This window comes from Lactobacillus hominis DSM 23910 = CRBIP 24.179 (assembly GCF_000296835.1).
Taxonomy (GTDB): domain Bacteria; phylum Bacillota; class Bacilli; order Lactobacillales; family Lactobacillaceae; genus Lactobacillus; species Lactobacillus hominis.
On the sequence record NZ_CAKE01000002.1, the window covers coordinates 220,533 to 239,924 of the forward strand.

The 19,392-nt window shown below is 35.9% G+C and carries 17 protein-coding genes; 9 read left to right on the plus strand and 8 right to left on the minus strand.

The window, feature by feature from the left end; all coding sequences use genetic code 11:
- The first annotated feature begins 117 nt into the window (after positions 1-117).
- From BN55_RS02250 to BN55_RS02275, 6 genes are all read left to right on the plus strand, one after another.
- The gene (locus BN55_RS02250) at positions 118-984 is read left to right on the plus strand and encodes an ROK family protein (RefSeq protein WP_008470038.1); all 867 of its coding nucleotides are present in this window, start codon (positions 118-120) and stop codon (positions 982-984) included.
- 162 nt (positions 985-1,146) lie between these two features.
- Positions 1,147-2,529: a glycoside hydrolase family 1 protein gene (locus tag BN55_RS02255; RefSeq protein ID WP_008470039.1), complete on the plus strand. Its 1,383-nt coding sequence runs from the start codon at positions 1,147-1,149 to the stop codon at positions 2,527-2,529.
- 181 nt (positions 2,530-2,710) lie between these two features.
- Complete coding sequence (locus BN55_RS02260; protein WP_008470040.1) at positions 2,711-3,034, plus strand: PTS sugar transporter subunit IIB; 324 nt, start codon at positions 2,711-2,713, stop codon at positions 3,032-3,034.
- Positions 3,035-3,130: 96 nt separating this feature from the next.
- On the plus strand, positions 3,131-3,460 hold the full coding sequence (locus BN55_RS02265) for a PTS lactose/cellobiose transporter subunit IIA (RefSeq protein WP_008470041.1): 330 nt from the start codon (positions 3,131-3,133) through the stop codon (positions 3,458-3,460).
- A 2-nt stretch (positions 3,461-3,462) separates the two neighbouring features.
- Positions 3,463-4,185: a GntR family transcriptional regulator gene (locus tag BN55_RS02270; protein WP_008470043.1), complete on the plus strand. Its 723-nt coding sequence runs from the start codon at positions 3,463-3,465 to the stop codon at positions 4,183-4,185.
- 19 nt (positions 4,186-4,204) lie between these two features.
- On the plus strand, positions 4,205-5,686 hold the full coding sequence (locus BN55_RS02275) for a glycoside hydrolase family 1 protein (RefSeq protein ID WP_008470045.1): 1,482 nt from the start codon (positions 4,205-4,207) through the stop codon (positions 5,684-5,686).
- 93 nt (positions 5,687-5,779) lie between these two features.
- Here the strand turns inward: BN55_RS02275 and BN55_RS02280 are convergent, their stop codons facing one another.
- The 3 genes from BN55_RS02280 to BN55_RS02290 form a co-directional block, all read right to left on the minus strand.
- Complete coding sequence (locus BN55_RS02280; RefSeq protein ID WP_008470046.1) at positions 5,780-6,487, minus strand: GntR family transcriptional regulator; 708 nt, start codon at positions 6,485-6,487, stop codon at positions 5,780-5,782.
- Between the two features lie 82 nt (positions 6,488-6,569).
- Positions 6,570-7,931 (minus strand): PTS cellobiose transporter subunit IIC, encoded by a 1,362-nt coding sequence (celB, locus tag BN55_RS02285; protein WP_008470047.1) that lies wholly within the window; start codon positions 7,929-7,931, stop codon positions 6,570-6,572.
- Between the two features lie 23 nt (positions 7,932-7,954).
- A complete protein-coding gene (locus tag BN55_RS02290; protein WP_008470048.1) occupies positions 7,955-8,452 on the minus strand; it encodes a hypothetical protein in 498 nt (165 codons plus the stop codon).
- A 130-nt stretch (positions 8,453-8,582) separates the two neighbouring features.
- Here BN55_RS02290 and BN55_RS02295 point away from each other — a divergent pair, with 130 nt between their 5' ends.
- Both BN55_RS02295 and BN55_RS02300 read left to right on the plus strand, forming a co-directional pair.
- The gene (locus BN55_RS02295; protein WP_008470049.1) at positions 8,583-10,034 is read left to right on the plus strand and encodes a 6-phospho-beta-glucosidase; all 1,452 of its coding nucleotides are present in this window, start codon (positions 8,583-8,585) and stop codon (positions 10,032-10,034) included.
- Positions 10,035-10,211: 177 nt separating this feature from the next.
- Positions 10,212-10,640 carry an Hsp20/alpha crystallin family protein gene (locus BN55_RS02300; protein WP_008470050.1) on the plus strand — a complete coding sequence of 143 codons (429 nt, stop codon included), beginning with the start codon at positions 10,212-10,214 and terminating at the stop codon, positions 10,638-10,640.
- Between the two features lie 60 nt (positions 10,641-10,700).
- Here BN55_RS02300 and greA read toward each other — a convergent pair whose 3' ends face one another.
- On the minus strand, positions 10,701-11,162 hold the full coding sequence (greA, locus tag BN55_RS02305; RefSeq protein ID WP_008470051.1) for a transcription elongation factor GreA: 462 nt from the start codon (positions 11,160-11,162) through the stop codon (positions 10,701-10,703).
- Between the two features lie 14 nt (positions 11,163-11,176).
- Positions 11,177-11,722, minus strand: a complete 546-nt coding sequence (locus BN55_RS02310) for a hypothetical protein (RefSeq protein WP_008470052.1) — start codon at positions 11,720-11,722, stop codon at positions 11,177-11,179.
- A gap of 208 nt (positions 11,723-11,930) precedes the next feature.
- Between BN55_RS02310 and BN55_RS02315 the strand changes: the two genes are divergently transcribed.
- Positions 11,931-13,247, plus strand: a complete 1,317-nt coding sequence (locus tag BN55_RS02315) for a C1 family peptidase (protein ID WP_008470055.1) — start codon at positions 11,931-11,933, stop codon at positions 13,245-13,247.
- A gap of 90 nt (positions 13,248-13,337) precedes the next feature.
- Here the strand turns inward: BN55_RS02315 and BN55_RS02320 are convergent, their stop codons facing one another.
- The 3 genes from BN55_RS02320 to BN55_RS02330 are packed head-to-tail and all read right to left on the minus strand — an operon-like array spanning position 13,338 to position 19,291.
- Positions 13,338-14,336 (minus strand): LacI family DNA-binding transcriptional regulator, encoded by a 999-nt coding sequence (locus BN55_RS02320; RefSeq protein ID WP_008470057.1) that lies wholly within the window; start codon positions 14,334-14,336, stop codon positions 13,338-13,340.
- A 52-nt stretch (positions 14,337-14,388) separates the two neighbouring features.
- Positions 14,389-17,409 (minus strand): beta-galactosidase, LacZ type, encoded by a 3,021-nt coding sequence (lacZ, locus tag BN55_RS02325; protein ID WP_008470058.1) that lies wholly within the window; start codon positions 17,407-17,409, stop codon positions 14,389-14,391.
- Positions 17,399-19,291, minus strand: coding sequence for a sugar MFS transporter (locus BN55_RS02330; protein ID WP_008470059.1), 1,893 nt, complete (start codon positions 19,289-19,291; stop codon positions 17,399-17,401). The genes lacZ and BN55_RS02330 overlap by 11 nt, the downstream gene beginning before the upstream one ends.
- Positions 19,292-19,392: the final 101 nt, after the last annotated feature.

Genomic DNA, 19,392 nt, shown 5'->3' on the forward strand with positions numbered 1-19,392 from the left:
TGTGTTCGTAATAAATCTTAAACTAATTTAGAATCACTTTCAAGAAAAAAATCCATTTTCATTTGACAGCGTTTTCACACTTGATTAGCATATAGAATTGTAAAGGAGTGATTTTATATGAATCTAATCGCAATCGATATCGGTGGCACAACTATCAAGTTTGCTACTTGGCAAAACAATGAATTACACAAGGAATTTTCAATTGATACTCCAAAGGATTTAAATACTTTTTATGAAGAATTAACTGATGGAGTTAACGAATTAAAAGAAAAAGTAAATGCTCAGGGCGTAGCAATTTCTTCTCCTGGTGCAGTTAACAAAAAAACTGGCGTCATTGAAGGAGCTAGCGCTTTGCCTTATATTCACAACTTCGAAATTGTACCGGAATTAGAAAAACGCTTTGACTTGCCAATAAGTATTGAAAATGATGCAAATTGTGCTGCTTTAGGCGAATTAGCTGACGGAGCTGGCAAAGGCTGCAATAGCTTAGCATTTTTTGTAATCGGAACTGGCATTGGTGGCAGTATCATTATCAACAATAAAATTTGGCATGGCGCCCATCTTTATGGCGGTGAATTCGGCTATATGCTAATTGATGGTAAACAGTTAAGTGCCATTGCCTCTCCTGTGGCAATGGCTAAGCGCTATAACGAACAAACTGGCAAAAATTTTGATGGCAAAACTGTCTTTACTTTAGCTGATAATGGCGACCCTATTGCTACCAAAGAAAGAGATATTATGCTGCATGCCTTAGCTAGTGCAATTTTTAATATTCAACATAGTTTTGACCCAGAAAAAATTGTACTCGGAGGCGGCATTTCAAATAATCCAGAATTAGTTCCTCTAATCAACGATGAAATTGATCGCATTCGTCACAACTTTGATATCGCTACTTTAAAACCAGAAATTAGCGTTTGTGAATTAAAAGCTAATGCCAACTTGCGCGGAGCAATTGCTGATTTTGAAAATGAGCACTGTAACTAATTTAAGTAAATAATTTGTCTTAAAAGCTTGATTTTTCAAGCTTTTTTCTTTGCATTTTATAAAAGTATAGCTTTTTATTTAAAAACTATTTATTTTTATAAAAACTAATTCTATAATTAAAGCGTAAAATTATGAAAGCACTTACATAGGAGGATATAGATAATGAACAGTAATCGTAAATTACCAGCCAACTTTTTCTGGGGTAACTCAGTTTCTAGTATGCAAACTGAAGGTGCTTGGAACGAAGATGGTAAAGGCTTATCCGTTTACGATGTCCGTCCTGCTACTGAAAACACTACTGATTGGCATGTAGCTATTGATGAATATCACAGATACGATGAAGACTTAGACTTAATGAAAGAAATGAACATGAACATGTACCGGATTCAAATATCCTGGTCACGTGTTTGTCCTGATGGAGACGGCAAATTCAATGAAAAAGGGATTGCCTTTTATGATCGCTTAGTTGATGCCATGCTCAAGCGCGGCATTGAGCCAATGATCTGTCTTTATCACTTCGATATGCCACTGCATTTAGCTAAAGAATATAACGGATTTATGTCACGCCACGTCGTTGATGCATTTGTTCGTTTTGGTAAAAAGATGATTGACCACTTTAGCGACCGCGTTAAATATTGGATCGTCTTTAACGAACATAACCTTTACTTCCAAGACGAAGCTTTCCAAATTTCAGGATACGAAAAAGGCGATAAGACTTTAGACGATATGTACACTATTTTCCATCACACAATGATGTCGCATATTCGCCTAGCAAATTATATTCATGAAAAATATGACGATGTTAAAATCGGCGGCATGCTTGCTTACGCTCAAATCTATCCTGAAACTTGTCAGCCAAGCGATATCTTTGCAGCTAAGCAAGCCCAAGAATTCTTAGATTTTAATATTTATGACGCTGACACTGGACGTGGCTACTCCCCTCAAGTCATGCAATATGTCAAAGATCACAATATTAAAATGGATATTACCGACGAAGATTTGGAAGAAATGAAAAAAGCTAAAGCTGACTTTTTAGCATTTTCTTACTACTCTTCAAATGTATTAGATTCTAATAAGATTCCAGAAAATACTGCACCTAATCGCTACTTAAATGATGCAACGGTAGAAAACAAGTTTCTTAAAACTAATGACTGGGGCTGGTCAATTGATCCTCTTGGCTTTAGAAATGCAATTACTACTATGTACGATCGCTACCACATTCCAGTCTTTCCAATTGAAAACGGAATTGGCTTAAAAGAAACCTGGGATGGCAAGCACATGATCGAAGATGATGAGCGAATTGCTTACCACCGCGATCATATCAAAGCCTTGAAAGATGCTGTATTTATCGACGGTGCAAAAGTACTAGGCTACTTAGGCTGGGGCTTAATTGATATTCCAAGCTCACATGCCGATGTTGAAAAGCGCTACGGCGCAGTTTATGTCAACCGCACTAATCACGATCTTAAAGACTTAAAACGCGTACCAAAGAAGTCATTTTATTGGTTCCAAAAAGTCTTGAAAGACAATGGCGATGAATTGTAAAAACTAACTTACAAAAACTGCTGAATAAAATAAAAAACAATTATTTTTAAAATTTTCACAAAAATAATTGTTCCGGAACAAAAAAATAGTGTATAATGAAAGTGCTTTCAAAGGGAAGAAAGTACATACATTTATTAAAATAGATAAACACTTTTATGATTATTAAAGGGAGATAATTATTATGGCAGAAAAAACTATTATGTTAGCATGTGCAGCTGGTATGTCAACTTCATTACTTGTTTCAAAGATGCAAAACGCAGCCAAAGCTGAAGGCAAGGACTACAAGATCTTTGCTACTGCAGCTTCAGGTATTCAAGACGAATTAGATAAAGATCACCCAGACGTATTAATGCTCGGACCTCAAGTTCAATACATGAAAGATAGCGTTCAAAAAATGACTGATGCCGCAGGTATTCCATTAGCAGTTATTAACATGCAGGATTACGGTATGATGAACGGTGAAAAAGTTCTTCACACCGCAATGGAATTAATGGGTGAAAAATAATCGATATAAACTTTAAGAGATGCTGTAGACACGAAAAACAATGTCTCCAGCATTTTTTATTTCAAAAACACTACAAAATATAAGGAGTTCATCAAAATGGCAGAAGAAAATAGTCAAAACATGGAAGTCGTAATGGGAATTATTATGCAAGCTGGTAATGGTAAAGCTGCTGCAATGCAAGCCATTCAAGCTGCAAAGAAAGGCGACTTTAAAAAAGCAGATGAATTTATTCACCAAGCAAACGAAGCTTTAGTAAATGCTCACAACGTTCAAACTGACATGCTTACTAAAGAAGCTCAAGGCCACCATGTAAAAGTTGATTTATACATGGTTCACGCCCAAGACCACCTAATGACTGCAATTACCTTTATCGATTTGGCAAAAGAAGTTGTTGACGTTTACAAAAAGATGGATGAAGAAAAATAATTATGCACGAAGCAAAATACTTAAAAGTTGCTCGGATAGTTCAAAATAGAATCAAGGATGGGACTTATAAAACTCAAACTCCCCTTCCTGATCAAGAGGCCCTCGCAAAGGAACTCGGCGTCAGTCGGTTGACTGTAAAAAAAGCGCTAGATGGTCTGGAGCGCAAGGGCCTTGTTTATAAGCAATCGGGTTTAGGAACTTTTGTCTTAGGCGATATCCCCATTAAAGAGTCCAATGATGCAGCCGCAAATGGCTTTTTCGGACTTCAAGAAGAACTGGGCCGAGATCATATTTCTAGCGAAGTATTGCATTTCACAATCGATTTTCCTGATGAGAATATTCAAAAAAATCTACGCATCAAAAATAATGAACCTGTTTACAATATTTTGCGCCTGCGTCGCTATGATAAAAAGCCTTTTATCTTAGAGCATACTTATATGCCTGTAAAATTAGTTCCTAACCTTGATTACGTGATTTTGAATGACTCAATTTACGAGTATCTACACAAACAGTTAAAACTAAAATTTAGCGTTGCTTATCGAAAAATAAAAGCGGCTAAAGCTGATCAATGGGATCAAGAATTTTTAAAAGCTAAAAAAGACGATCTTATTTTAGAATTAGAACAAATTATCTGGCTATCTAATGGTCAGCCTATTGAATACTCTACTAGTCGCAATCGATTCAATGAACGAAATTATGTTGTTTTAGAAACAAAGAGTTTTTAATAATTAGCAAGGAGAAATTATGACCTTACCAAAGAATTTTATGTGGGGCGGAGCCAGTGCTGCTAACCAATACGAAGGCGGTTTTGACGAAGGTGGCAAAGGTTTAAATGCCATTGACGTTTTGACAAACGGCTCAGCTACTGAACCTCGAAAAGTTACTTGGAAAAAAGATGATGGTGAAACTGGGACAACAGACTTAGTTTGGGGTAAAAAATTTGCTTTGCCAAAAAGAGCTGTTCCTCAATTAGTTGATGGCTACTACTACCCTAGCCACCAAGGAACTGATTTTTACCACCACTACCAAGAAGATATTAAATATATGGCACAAATGGGCTTTAACGTCTTTCGCTTGTCGCTAAATTGGTCGCGTATTTTGTCAAATGGTGATGATGAAACACCAAATCAAGAAGGATTAGAGTTTTACGATAAAGTATTCGCTGAATGCGCAAAATATGGCATTGAGCCACTGGTAACCTTATCGCACTATGAAACTCCCCTATCTTTAATTCAACGCTTTGGTGGCTGGAAAGATCGCCATTTAATCGATGCCTTTACCCACTATGCTGAAATCGTAATGAAGCATTACAAAGGCAAAGTCCGTTACTGGTTAACTTTTAACGAAATTAACGCAATGGATATGGCGCCTTACATGGGTGGCGGATTAATTGACGATAGCGAGCAAAATCGCGCTCAAGGAGCTCATAATCAATTCGTAGCTAGCTCTAAAGTAGTTAAATTGGCTCACGAAATTGACTCTAATAACCAAGTTGGCATGATGCTAGCTTACAGCGCTCTTTATCCATATACTTGCGATCCTGCAGATCAAGTTAAAGTAATGCAGGCTAAGCAAGAGATGCTCTTTTATAGCGACGTTCAAGCTGGCGGCCGCTATCCAGATTATCGCTTAAAGCAATATGAACGCGATGGCGTCAAGTTAGATGACAAACCTGAAGATTATGACTTAATTAAGAACTATCCAGTCGACTTTTTAAGTTTTTCTTGCTACACATCTAACGTCTTAACTACCCATCATAAAGAAGCTGAGGCCTCAGGAAACGTTTCTGCAGGTGGCGTAGTTAATCCATACCTAGAAAGTAATGCCTGGGGCTGGGCAACTGATCCTGATGTTTTACGCATTGCCTTAAATGATCTTTGGGATCGTTACCACAAGCCATTATTTATCGTAGAAAACGGCTTAGGCTGGGATGACAAATTAGAAGAAGATCATAGCATTCATGATGACTACCGTATTAAATATTTACGCTCTCAAATTAAGTCAATGGAGCAAGCAGTGAATATCGACGGCGTTGATCTAATGGGCTACACCATGTGGTCAGCAATTGATTTAGTATCTAATGGCACTGGCGAAATGAAGAAACGCTATGGCTTTGTTTATGTTGATCGTGACGATCGTGGCAACGGATCCTTAAAGAGATATCCTAAGGATTCATTTAACTGGTACAAAAAAGTTATCGCTTCCAATGGAAAAGACTTAGACTAATTGCAAAAATAAGTTTAAAATAGATACGAAAACTCACATCACGAAAAGAGATCTAACTATACCGTTAGATCTCTTTTTGTCACTAATTAAACTTTATATAATTTTATCTGGACTTTGATTGATAAACTTGACGTTTTTATAATTATAAACCAACTTGGCTAAATCAAATACTTCACCATTTGCTAAATAATGTAGTTCTTTAATTTGCAAGGTAGGATCGCCAGTACTTAACTGCAATGCCTTGGCTTCAAAGTCGTTTAACTTTCTAATTTCCATATATTGATCAGAAAAACGAATTTCTAGTTTTAAAGCTTTTTGTAAATAACTAAAAATCGATCCTTCTGCAATTTCTTTAGTTAAAAATGGTACGTACTCTTTTAAATAATACGATTCTTCTTGAAGTAGTGGCTCATCAGCATTTTTAACTACCGTTCTTACAACCTTATAACAAGGTTCAAGCGGAAAGACATTCTTAGCTAATTCAACTGGTGGTTTATCTACTTGCGAAACCTTGACGTTAATTTTATGAATATTGTCATTAAAAGCATGGCTGAAACCCCAATCAGCACCTAAACTCATGTAGCCTTTTTCCGGAGGCCTGCGAACAAAGATGCCAGAGCCTTGGATCTTATACACACTACCTTCCTGATCAAGCAAAGTCAAAGCCTGCAAAACTGTTGACTTACCTACATCAAATTCTTCCATTAGCTTAGTTATCTTAGGAAGCTGCGTTCCGTGCTTTAAATTGTTATCAATAATATAATTTCTAATTTTACTAGCTACCAATTGATATTTCTTCATAATACTTCTCTTACTTAAATAACTTACTTTTCATTAAAAAATCTCCATAGACGGTCCCATGGAGATTTTTTATTTTTACTTATTAGTTTTGAGCAGTCTTTGCAGCATCTGCTTGTTCTTTCTTATATATTTGAGTGTCATAACGTTTAATGAATGGGAACCAAACAAGAAATGCTACGATAGCACATACTACTGAAAGAACAAAACCTTGCCAACTAGCAGTAGCTATCATCCCACTTAAACCAACAGGAGTTGGCCATGGTTGTTGAAAACTAATCTTTGGAACCATGTGAGTTGCAATAGCGACATAACCTACAGCACCGGAAGCAAGTGGTGCACAAATAAATGGAATAAGTAATTTAACATTATAAACAATCGGCAAACCAAAAATTAGAGGTTCGTTAATATTGAAAATAGCAGGAACTAATTCCAATTTACCTAATTCTTTCAATTGTTGCGATCTAGCTAAGAAAGCAATAAAGATTGCCATACCCAAAGTAGCACCAGAACCACCAATAGTAACAAAGGCGTTAATTGGGTCACCAGCAAATACGTGAAAACCTCCCTTTACGTTATCTGCCATATTTGCTAAAACGATTGCTTGGTAGAAACTTGATGTAATTGTGGCACCATGAATACCAAACCACCATAAGAAGTGGATAAAGAAGATAACGATCAAGAATCCCCACCAAGTGTCGGCAATTGCTGAAATAAATGAAAATGGAATGTAAAGAACTTGGAAAATATCAGTTCCTAAAATAATTAACGCTGCATCAATAACTCCAACAATAATTGCAATTAAGAAACCTGGAATCATAGCTGAGAAAGAGTTTGCAACACCGGCTGGAACAGAAGCTGGCATCTTAATTCTCAAGTTATGCTTCATACAGTAACGGTAAATTTGAACAGTTAACCAGGCAACAATCAAACCAGTAAAAATACCAGTAGCACCGATTCTAGTTAATCCAGAACCAGAAACACCGTAGCCACCAGATACAACATTACCTTTCTTTAAAATATCTACAAAGATAGTTGCACCGTTTTTCCAAATCAATTGTGGAACTGTGATAAATAGAGCCATTAAAGTTAAAAATACAGCGTTTAATGGATCAAGCAACAAATTTTCTTCTTTACGATAAATATCGGCATAGTTATATGCAAATGATCCAGCAAAGAAGATAGCAATAATTCCCATTGTCGCATTGTAAATAACAGTGTACATGTTACTAAAACGACCAATAGTTGCATTATAAAATTCTACGAACCAGTTAGCAGTAATAACTTGTGGCAAAACAGTTAAAACTAAAAACATTGATCCGATAATTGAAAAGGCAATGATTGAATATCCGGCACCCATGATTGCACGTACAAAACGTGAACCAGAGAACTTACCGAGATACTTCATCATATTATCCTTGAATGAAGGTTTAGCAGTATCTGACATAATAATCCCCCTCTTAATTGTGTCTATTGTCTATTTCTTTCAAATGTCTTAATTGCTCGTAAGTATTTGTCTTTTCCACTTTGAATAGCTTGAACTCTCTTCAAAACTAAAACGCATCCCAGAATACCCGCAATTAAAACTGTAAAAATCACATGCGCTACCCCAATTGTAGTTATAAATGGGAAAAACATCTTTCCAAGTGGGCTGTAGCAAGCAGTAGCCAAAAGCACGTTAAAAATCAACTGAACTCCATAGTATAAAGTTGTAAATTTCAGATCAGTATCTTTTTTATGCCACTTGCCAGCTTGCTCAATAGAAGCAATTAGAATTAAAGCTAGTAAAATTCCTGCTACGATTGAAGCAACAATATCACGATAGGAAATCGCAAATATAAACCAAAATAGATTAGTAAAAACATAGGCCGCTGAAAAATATCTAATCATCAGATAGCGACTAAAATACATTGAGCGGACGCTCATATCATGCTTTTTAGCTTCAAGTTCTGGATCTGTTTTGATCATATTGTTTCTTTCCTTTCTAAATTGTTCCTAAACAATTTTGACAACACCTGTATAATATACTAAAATGTAAGTGCTTTCAAGAGTAATACAAAAAATAATTATAATTTTTTTCGAAAGGAAGTATTATTTTATGACTGGATATAAGATGCCAAAAGGATTTTTGTGGGGTGGCGCTGTTGCTGCTCACCAATTAGAAGGTGCTTGGAATGAAGATGGCAAAGGCGTTTCAGTAGCCGATGTAATGACTGCTGGTAGCGTTGATAAACCACGTGAAATTACTCACGGCGTTAAAGAAGGTAAGAATTACCCTAACCACTCTGCTATTGATTTTTATCATCACTATAAAGAAGATATTAAATTAATGGCTGAAATGGGCTTTAAATGTTTTAGAACTTCGATTGCTTGGACCAGAATCTTTCCTAATGGCGATGACAAAGAGCCAAACGAAGCAGGATTAAAGTTCTACGATGACTTATTTGCTGAATGCCACAAGTACGGCATTGAACCAGTTATCACTTTAGCCCACTTTGAAATGCCATATCATTTAGTAGAAAAATATGGTGGTTTTACTAACCGTAAAGTCATTGATTTTTATGTACGTTTTGCTGAAACTTGCTTTAAGCGTTACAAAGATAGCGTTAAATATTGGATGACTTTCAACGAAATTGATAACCAAGCTGATTGGGCTGGCAAATTCCAAACAATGACTAATTCTGGCTATTTCGTAGACGAACAAGAAAATCCAGAAGCTACAATGTTTCAAGCTGCTCACTATGAATTAGTAGCTAGCGCAATTGCGGTTATCAAGGGTCACCAAATTAATCCTAACTTTAAGATTGGCTGTATGATCAACTTCACTCCATTTTATCCAGCTACTTCTGATCCAGAAGATGTTTTATTAGCACAAAGAGTAATGCAATTTAGAAGCTGGTTCTCAGACGTTCACTGCTGGGGCGAATATCCTAAAGCTGTAGAAGCCTATATTGAAAGACACGGCTATCGTAAAGATATTACTGAAGAAGACCGTCAGGTATTAAAAGATGGTACTGTTGACTATGTCGGCTTTTCATACTACTCATCAAACAACGTTTCTGCTGACACGATGACAATTGATGATGACAAGATCGATATTCCTGCAGTAACCATCGCAAACAAATACCTAAAACAAACTGACTGGAACTGGACTATTGATCCTAAAGGCTTAAGATGGGCACTTAACTTCTTAACTGACCGTTACCACAAGCCATTATTTATCGTTGAAAATGGTATGGGTGCTTACGATAAAGTTGAAGCTGACGGTTCTATCCACGATCCGTACAGAATCGACTACTTAAGAGAGCATATTATTGCTATGGAAAGAGCGGTTGAATTCGACGGTGTTGACTTAATGGGCTACACTCCATGGGGCTGCATTGATTTAGTTAGTGCTGGTACTGGTCAAATGTCTAAACGTTATGGTTTTATTTACGTTGATAAAGATGATGATGGTAAAGGCACATTAAAGCGTTCAAGAAAAGACTCCTTCTACTGGTACAAGAATGTCATTGCTTCAAATGGTGAAGATTTGGGCAAAGAAGAATAATTTATTAATAGCTTATTTTAATAATAAAAACGGATCCTTAGGGATCCGTTTTATGTTTGTATAACAAATTTTTAGCAATATATGCTTCAGAGTGCTAAATAGTTTAATTTTAAAAATAAGCTACTACAATAGGAAGTGTAGAAAATGAAGATATTCTAGAGAAAGGAAGTTTTTTGAATGGCAAATGATTTAATGAAGAGTCGTAACCACGAAATGATTGATCAATTAAATGACTGGTTTGGTTTTCCAAAAGACTTTTTTGACGACAGTTCAATCAAAAATATTATGCAATCAGATGTTGCAGAAACTGATAAGGATTATATCGTCAAAATCGATATGCCAGGCATGGACAAAAATGAGATCAATGTTTCTTACAATAATGGAACTTTAACTGTTTCCGGAAGTCGTAAGGCCTTCAAGAATCTTGATGACAAAAAAGGCACTGTCATTCATGAAGAAAGAAGCATTGGCAGAATTCAAAGAAGTTATCACCTACCTGATGTCAATGCTAAGCAAATTACTGCTAAAGATGAAAACGGCGTCTTGACTGTCACCTTGCCAAAGCAAAGTGCCCAAGACAACAGCAACAATATTACCGTTGATTAATTAAGAAGATAAGTCCAAGATAAACCAAAAGACGCAGAATTTTACTGCGTCTTTTTATGTTTATCTAACTGAAATTATTTTCACTTGATAACTCCCAGCAGGGGCTTCAACTTCAACCACATTGCCCGCTTGCTTTTTCATTAAAGCTTGACCAAGTGGCGAATCAAAAGAGATCTTACCTGCTGCTAAATCGGCTTCCATGCGACCGACTATTTTGTAGTCTTGGACTTCATCATCATCTTCAAACTGCAATTGCACGCTACTTCCTAAATCAATCTTCCCAGTGCTATCTGGCTTAATAATTTCGGCATAGCGCAGTTGTTTATCTAAATAACGCAGTCTACTTTGCAAATGACCAAGTTCCATCTTAGCGGTTGTATACTCTGAATTTTCTGACAAATCACCCATACTTCTTGCTTCTTGCAAAATCTTAATTCGTCTTGGACGATCCTTTTTTAAACGAGCAATTTCATCTTCAATTTGCTTATAACCTTCCGGCGTCATCTTTTGAAAATAAACCATTTTTACCTACTATCCTAATTTAGCGGGATACTGGCTCCCGTAGCTACATCTTGATAGTATATTCTACCATTCTTAACCATGTAGTTGTTAACAACTGTGCCAGTCTTTTTTTCAGCTACAGCATATACGCCATTGCCATAATTTCTCAAAACAAAATCAGCTTGAGTAGTGCCAGATGGGTATTCGTCACGTTTAATTGTGTCATTTACTACTATTGGAAAAATCTGACTAATAGCAGGTTGGGCACCAGTGTTTTGTGAGTTATTTTTGTTAGTATTTGAATTTGAATTATTCGAATTTGAATTATTTTGTGTATTAGAATTGTTTGAATTATTCGAATTACTATTTTGACTAGTGGAAGATTCTTTACTTGAAGTAGTATCACTACTATTCATATCTTGCTCGCTTTTTTCTTTATGTTTTTTAACCTTATGGCTCTTTTTACTGGTTTGACTAGATTTAACATCGCTATTATTTGATTTAGCTGAATTATTAGAACATCCCACAGCTAAAAATGCTGTTAGCAATGTCATTGATGATAATAAAAATTTCTTATGCATTATCGTTACTTCCCTATCTTTAATTTATTTTTATGAAACTCAGCCCAATTATAACAAGCGAGTTATTTCAGGTCCATGACGCCTTGCATATATGCAAAATTTTAACATTTATTGTTTTTATTAATATCTTTTTCTATATTAAGACAAAAACTTGCGGTAGAATATTAAATATAAGATTATAAATAAATTAAAAAGGGGAGTATAAAATATGTCTCACGAATTAACTTTTCAAGAAATAGAAGATTTCCGCAATGATTTTGATAATTCAAGAAATGACGTTGTTTCTCGTGCTGCAATGCGTTCTGGTGTTTTAGAAGCTTCATTTAATCCTAAGGTTGAAGAAACTTTAAATGATGTTTTCTCAGTTGAAGTTAAGACTGACAACGTTACTAACCAACAACAATCAGGTCGCTGCTGGTTATTTGCAACATTGAACACTTTGCGTCACTACTTTGGTGAAAAGAACAACTACAAGAACTTCACCTTATCTCAAGCTTATAACTTTTTCTGGGATAAAATTGAGCGTGCCAACATCTTTTACGATATGATTATTGATACTGCTGACAAGCCTTTAGACGACCGTACTGTGAAAGCTTACTTAAACTTTGCTGGTACTGACGGCGGTCAATGGGCAATGGCTGCTTCATTAGTTAAAAAATATGGTGTAGTTCCAACTAATGCAATGCCAGAAACCTTTAACACAAACCACACTTCTGGCTTTTCAGACTCTTTAGCCCGCAAAGAGAAAAAAGATGCCTTAGTCTTACGTAAATTAGTTAACGAAGGTAAGCTGGATGAAGTTGAGAAAAAACGTAAGGAATTCTTGAGCGAAGTTTACCGCATGACTGCTATTGCAGTAGGTGAACCACCTAAGAGCTTTGACTTGGAATTCAGAGACGATGATAAGAAACTTCACTTAGAAAAAGGCTTAACTCCAGTTCAATTCTTTAACGAATACTGGAAAGACTTCGACTTTTCAGATTACGTCTGCTTAACTAATGCACCTGATCATGAATATGGCAAGCTTTACTCACTTCCATTTGAAGACAATGTTGAAGGCGGTATTCCAATTACTTTCTTAAACGTACCAATGGAATACTTAAAAGATGCTGCTATCAAGCAATTAAAAAATGGCGAAAGCATTTGGTTTGGTAATGACGTTTTGAAGGAAATGGATCGTAAGACCGGTTTCTTAGACGACGAATTATATAAGACTGATGATTTATTCAACGTTGACACTAAGATGTCCAAAAAAGATCGTTTAGCTACTGGCGAAGGTGCTGTAACTCACGCTATGACTTTAGTTGGTGTTGACTTAGATCACGAAGGTGACGTTCGTAAGTGGAAAGTTGAAAACTCATGGGGCGAAAAGTCTGGCCGTAAAGGCTACTTCACTATGAGCGATGACTGGTTCAACGATTACGTTTACGAAGTCATTGTCCACAAGCAATACTTAACTGATGAACAAAGAAAGCTTGCTGACAGCACTCCTACTCCACTTCCAGCTTGGGACTCACTTGCTTAATTTTAGAAAAATAATTTAAAATTTTGCATATTTGCAAAAAATGGTAAGACTAACCAAATTTTAGTCTTACCATTTTTCTTTTGTGCTTTTTTAGTTAATACTGCTTTCACGCAGAATGACTTTTGTTTTAACAACCGTCTTAAAGGCTTCTTTAAAGTCATTTTCAATAATATTTTCAAGGACGCAGACACTTAGCTTGCCCATTTCATTTGTATCGACATGTACGCTGCTTAAAGCTGGATTAGCAAATTCGGCAGCTGTCGTATCATTAAATGAAATTAGGCTAACATCTTCTGGTACACGTAAATGGTGCTGACGCAAGGCTTTTAAAGCGCCGATTGCCATGGCATCGTTTGCTACCACTAAAGCTTGGGGCAATTTCTTATTTTTATCTAAAGCATCATTAAGTGCATTATAGCCACTTTCAGGAGTAAACTGTCCCACAAAGACATTATCTAAATTAAAGAGTCCTAATTGAGTAAGATAATTCTTGAAATCCTGAAAACGAAAATCAATTAAATTCTCTTTATCGTAGTTTGACGAAAGATCACCCGCCAGCATCCCGATATCTTTTTGCCCATGTTTTAGAAAATGATCAATAACTTGTCTCGTGCAAGCATGAAAATCAGGTACTACGCAGCTATAGCCCGGATCTAAGGTATCTGCATCCACAAAAATCATTGGCTTTTTATAAGAAAAAATTGCTTGCAGACGTTTTTGAGAATATTGTTGATAACCGATCACAATTATGCCTACGCAATCAGCTAGTGATTCCAGACTTTGTCCATCATAGATTACTTGACTTTGATAATTTTGCAAACTAGCTCCATTTTCAATTCCATTGCGAATTGAATAGTAATATAGATCCTTAATTTCTTGAGCAGCATCGCACCAAAGCACAACGCCAATCTTTTTTAGTTTTCTTTTATAATGGCGCTTAGTTTTGTCATAGTGCAACTGTTCCGCAATTTGAAAAATCTTTTTACGCGTTGAATCATTTACTGATAAGCTGCGATCATAATTAAGTACTCTTGATACTGTCGCCGACGAAACATTAGCCTTTTTTGCGATATCTTTAATAGTTGCCATGGCATCCTCTTTAATAAGTAAAATAGATTTTATTTACTAAACTATTTTACCATTAATTCTTAAAAAACGGTGCCAAGGTAAAGTCTACACTATACTCATCTTGAGCATCCAAAATAAAGTCAGGATGAACTTGCGCGCCCCATGAGTCATCGCCACCAACTCCCATTTGCTTGGCAATAACTCTTACATAAGTAAAATTGCGTGGAATTAATTCAAATGAATGATTAGCGTTTTCGACTTGAGCAGTTGAATAAGGCAATACTGAAACATTTAAGCTAGTTTCATTTTTGCAAATAGCGATTCCGTTTCCAGATGCATTAAACAGGTTATATTGACGCACCTTGCTACGATTGCCACTTTCTTGAGGACGTAAATATGGCGTAAAATTATTAGAAACTTTTCCAGAATAAACTCCTAAATATGAACCAGCTAACCGGTCTGCATAACTTTCTTGAGGTCCAAAGCCATAATATTGATAATTATTAAAAGCACTTGGAATTGCAAATTCTAATCCAAAAAGTGGTAATTTTCCTGCTGCTAGAGCTCCTGGAAAAACAGCCTTGATATTTACTTTGCCGTTTTTGTCGATGCGATACCTAATTGTTAAATCGTTCTTTAAGGCAACTGGCAATTCAAAATAAGCCTTAATTTCAAAATACTTTTCAGTCTGCTCAGTTTCAAGATCTTTTAGTTGAGCAAATTTTCCAGCATTTTCCCACTTCGCCATTTCAAAGCCATAACGTGCGCCACGATCATTATCTGTCAAAGGACGCCAAAATATTGGTTTAATAAGCGATTGCAAAAATTCAACATTACCGTACTTGAGCGAAACTAGACTGCCTTTTTCTTTAGAAAATAGGAATTGATAATTATGCCCCGCAAAACCTAAATTATAATCACTATCAATTACCTTGCCGCATCCTGCCGGATTAAACTCGTGCATTGCGCGTTGGGCTATAAATTGTGTTTTACCCAACGAATAACCTGCTTTAGCCCATAAAGTATCTTTAGCTAAGCTTTCTTTTACTTCATAAACTAATTCATCGCTTGATTTCAAATTAAATTTTGGCCATTTAATTGCAAAAGTCTTACTTTTTCCTGCTGCAACATTAACAACTAAAGGATGCTCCCAGATGACTTGGCCATTTACCATAGCTTGGGCTATAAATTTTTCATTTTTTAAATCAATGAACAAATTCTTATTATCAACTATTAAAGTCTTACCATTCAAAGTCATCTGCACATTATTATACAAAGTTTTGACAGCTGCCATTTTAGGTGAAATTTTACGATCTGCGAAAACTAAACCATCACCACAAAATTCATAATCACTAGGTCGATCATCAAAATCCCCACCATATAATAAATGTCCATCTTTTTCTATCCCTTGATCAATAAAATCCCAAATAAAGCCACCTTGATATTGGGGATATTTTTCTAAATCAGTATAAGATTTTAAATCACCGACGGAATTACCCATGGCATGCATGTATTCACAGGAAATATACGGCTTAACTGGATCAGAAGTTAGATACTCCTTAATTTCGTCAGGCTTAGCATACATTCGGCTTTCAATATCACTAGCTTGATCAAATTTGCGATTATGCGTAACTCCTTCATAATGCACCAAGCGATGCAGATCGCTCTTTCTAAAAAATTCTGCCATCTGTGCGATTACAGTGCCTGCATAAGATTCATTACCGCATGACCAAATCAAAACAGACGGATGGTTATAATCACGTCTGAGCATATTATTTGCTCGATCTAAACAAGGTGCCAACCAACTCTTTTTACTCCCTGGAACATTATAAGTTGCATCTTCTCGCCCCACTTGCTGCCAAGTGCCGTGACTTTCTAAGTTAGTTTCATCAATTACGTAGATACCTAAACGATCGCACATGTCATAAAAATAAGTCTGATTTGGATAATGCGACGTTCTGACCGCATTAATGTGGTTGCGTTTCATGGTTTTTAGATCCCATAAAATATCTTGCTTGCTGATAGCGCGACCATTTTGACAATTAAATTCGTGACGGTTAACACCTTTAAAGACAATGCGTTTATTGTTAAGATACATGATCCCATCGCGCATTTTAAAGTTGCGAAAGCCCAACTGGATCTCACTTACTTCTTGCAATTTTTCTTTAAGATATAGCTTGACGCGTAAGAAATACAGATTAGGTTCTTCGCTGCTCCAGGCAAGAACTTGCAGTTTGCGCCAGTTTAAATGCAGGCGTTTATTTTCAATTGCAACTTCAGCTTTTCGCATAACTTTTTTATCTGGATCAAGCAACTCGCAAATAAACTTACCATTTTCAATAGCGCCATCTAACTCAATATCTGTCTTCAATTGACCCGAACTTAAATTATTCGACAAAGTTGGCGTCACTTGGATATTTTCTAAATGCAGCTCAGCCTTAGCTCTTAACTCTACACTGCGAAAAATCCCACTTAAGCGCCAAAAATCTTGATCTTCAATCCAGGATGCCGAAGAATACTTAAATACTGCAACACATAAACGATTATTTTTTTCTTGCAAAAAATTCGTGATATCAAATTCACTTGGCGTAAACGAATCTTCGCCGTAGCCAACAAATTTTCCATTTAACCAAACATAAATTGCAGTAGCTACTCCTTCAAAGCGCAAGTTTACTCTCTTATTTTTTAATCCTGCATTTAAATCAAAATAACGTACATACGAAGCAACAGGATTTTCTTTGGTCGGAATAAAAGGCGGACGCAATTTTTCATGTCCATCCCAAGGATATTGAACATTGACGTATTGCGGCCTGCCATAACCCTGCAATTCTAAATTACCAGGCACATTAACAAAACCAAATCCACTATCGTCAAAATCTTTTTCATAAAAATTCTTGGGCCATAAAGCAATATTTCGAGCATAATCAATTTTCCATACTCCATCTAAATTTTGGATTAGTGAAGATTTTTGTTCTACTAATTGCTGCTCATTTTCATAAACCACATGATCTGAATGAGCAGGCAGCGTATTAACAGCAAAGACTTCTGGATTTTCTAACCATGATAAGTCAGCGCGAGTTCTTCTACTTTTCATTATTTTCTACCGCCTTTAATTTAAAAATAGTTTCCATTTTTTCAATTTTTGAGCCATAGGCTTGCTGCAAAACGCAGTTTTTAAACTTTTTAGAATTAATAATTGTAACAATTACTGAATCATCTAACCCAGCCTTTTTGATTACTGGATCCCAGAATTCTAATATTTCATCTCCTGCTTTTACATAATCGCCACTATTCACATAACTCACAAAGCCAGTTCCATCTAATTTAGCTGTCCCAAGCCCCACGTGAATTAACAAAAGCAGACCATTATCTTTTTCTAAAATCACATAATGTTTCGTCGGAGCTACTGCTTTAATTATTCCACTAAATGGAGCATAAATTTTGCCTGATTTAGGAATAATTGCAAAGCCATATCCCATTTCTTCACTAGCAAAAGTAGGGTCACTAATATCTTTCAAAGAAAGCAATGTACCAGTAATCGGACTTTTTAAAACAAAAGAATCGCTTTTAACTTTTTGCTTAGCATGCTCTTTAGTAAAAAGCTGCTCTAATTTATCAACAATTTCTGCATGTTTATCTTCGGTAAGCCAAATCTTTTTAGCGAAAATTGTTACCGAAATTAGCAACATAACTGCTGGGAAAGCAAACATGCATATTTTAAAAATCAATTGTTCATGTCCCGTAATATCCTGCATCCGTGCACCAGTTGTCATCCCGGCCAGTACTGCTACTAAAGATACGAACCAATTAGATAATGCTCCTCCTAATTTATCTACTAATGGGCGAATAGATAAAGTCAAAGCTTCATCGCGGTGACCTGTTTTAAATTGACCATATTCTACCGCATCGGAAATGATCATTAAGACCACTAAAAATGCTAATGGCTGCGGAATAAAAAATAATTCTGCGCCTAGTAAAACAATTGCTAAAGATCCACGCGCTAGAGAAAATACGCCAATTCCTGCTAGCATGGTCAAAATACAAATATAAAATAAACGCTTGCGATTAAATTTTCGTGCTAAGGATGGAAATAGCGTAACTGAAATTAAGCCAACTACCGTATTGATGCTATATAAGACCGTATAGCCATGCGTATTTCCTAAAATATAAGAAAAATAATACAGTTGCAATGAATTTAAAGTATTTACTCCCAAGCCATAAAACCAATATGACAAGGCTAACCACATTAGTTGATCATTTTTAGTTAAGACTTTGAAAACCTGGCTTAAAGTGGTTTTTTCTTTGTTTTGTCGTAAATTAGATTTAATTTCGTGCGTACCAACACCGACTGCCAAAGCAGATAAAATTCCAATAGATGCTACCAAAAACGCAAACCAAAACCAACCTTGTTGATCGCCGTTAGGATTAGTTTTATTAGCTGAAAAAAATAAAACTAGTGGCATAATTACAACGCCGACAATATTTGCTCCGATTGTTGAACCAATGCGAGCACCTGTCGCAATTTTTTCGCGTTGTCTTGAATCAAAAGATAGTGCTGGAATCATTGACCAAAATCCGGTATCGCGAAAAGAATAAAAGATATCCATTACTAAATACAAAATAGCAAATAAAATTAAGTATATAATTGGCGAAGTTTTATTTAAGCCACCTAAATTGGTAAATAAACTCAATAAAGCAAGCGAACTAATTACGCCACCTGCAACTACCCAAGGCTTGAATTTTCCCCAAGGAGTGACTGTTCGGTCAATCGCATTTCCAATCAAGGGATCAATTAAGACCTCGCTAATTCTAATGATCGCAATTAAATTAGTAATCATAAAAATCATGTGACTATCGCCAGCTTTAAATAAGTGCGTTGTCACAAAAACAATGAAATACGTCGATAATGTCGCATAAAAGACATCATTTCCAAATGCCCCGAAGGCATAAGACAAATTTGAAATCTTGGCTTTCATAAAAAACCTCCCCATACCACTTCCTAATTTGTTAACGATTTCATTTTATTATTGTTTACTAAATTTGTCTATGTTTAAGTAAATACTATTTTGCATTAATT

Coding starts and splice junctions, on each gene's coding strand:
- BN55_RS02250 (WP_008470038.1), top strand. CDS start 118: ATGAATCTAATCGCAATCGATATCGGTGGCACAACTATCAAGTTTGCT.
- BN55_RS02255 (WP_008470039.1), top strand. CDS start 1,147: ATGAACAGTAATCGTAAATTACCAGCCAACTTTTTCTGGGGTAACTCA.
- BN55_RS02260 (WP_008470040.1), top strand. CDS start 2,711: ATGGCAGAAAAAACTATTATGTTAGCATGTGCAGCTGGTATGTCAACT.
- BN55_RS02265 (WP_008470041.1), top strand. CDS start 3,131: ATGGCAGAAGAAAATAGTCAAAACATGGAAGTCGTAATGGGAATTATT.
- BN55_RS02270 (WP_008470043.1), top strand. CDS start 3,463: ATGCACGAAGCAAAATACTTAAAAGTTGCTCGGATAGTTCAAAATAGA.
- BN55_RS02275 (WP_008470045.1), top strand. CDS start 4,205: ATGACCTTACCAAAGAATTTTATGTGGGGCGGAGCCAGTGCTGCTAAC.
- BN55_RS02280 (WP_008470046.1), bottom strand. CDS start 6,487: ATGAAGAAATATCAATTGGTAGCTAGTAAAATTAGAAATTATATTATT.
- celB (WP_008470047.1), bottom strand. CDS start 7,931: ATGTCAGATACTGCTAAACCTTCATTCAAGGATAATATGATGAAGTAT.
- BN55_RS02290 (WP_008470048.1), bottom strand. CDS start 8,452: ATGATCAAAACAGATCCAGAACTTGAAGCTAAAAAGCATGATATGAGC.
- BN55_RS02295 (WP_008470049.1), top strand. CDS start 8,583: ATGACTGGATATAAGATGCCAAAAGGATTTTTGTGGGGTGGCGCTGTT.
- BN55_RS02300 (WP_008470050.1), top strand. CDS start 10,212: ATGGCAAATGATTTAATGAAGAGTCGTAACCACGAAATGATTGATCAA.
- greA (WP_008470051.1), bottom strand. CDS start 11,162: ATGGTTTATTTTCAAAAGATGACGCCGGAAGGTTATAAGCAAATTGAA.
- BN55_RS02310 (WP_008470052.1), bottom strand. CDS start 11,722: ATGCATAAGAAATTTTTATTATCATCAATGACATTGCTAACAGCATTT.
- BN55_RS02315 (WP_008470055.1), top strand. CDS start 11,931: ATGTCTCACGAATTAACTTTTCAAGAAATAGAAGATTTCCGCAATGAT.
- BN55_RS02320 (WP_008470057.1), bottom strand. CDS start 14,336: ATGGCAACTATTAAAGATATCGCAAAAAAGGCTAATGTTTCGTCGGCG.
- lacZ (WP_008470058.1), bottom strand. CDS start 17,409: ATGAAAAGTAGAAGAACTCGCGCTGACTTATCATGGTTAGAAAATCCA.
- BN55_RS02330 (WP_008470059.1), bottom strand. CDS start 19,291: ATGAAAGCCAAGATTTCAAATTTGTCTTATGCCTTCGGGGCATTTGGA.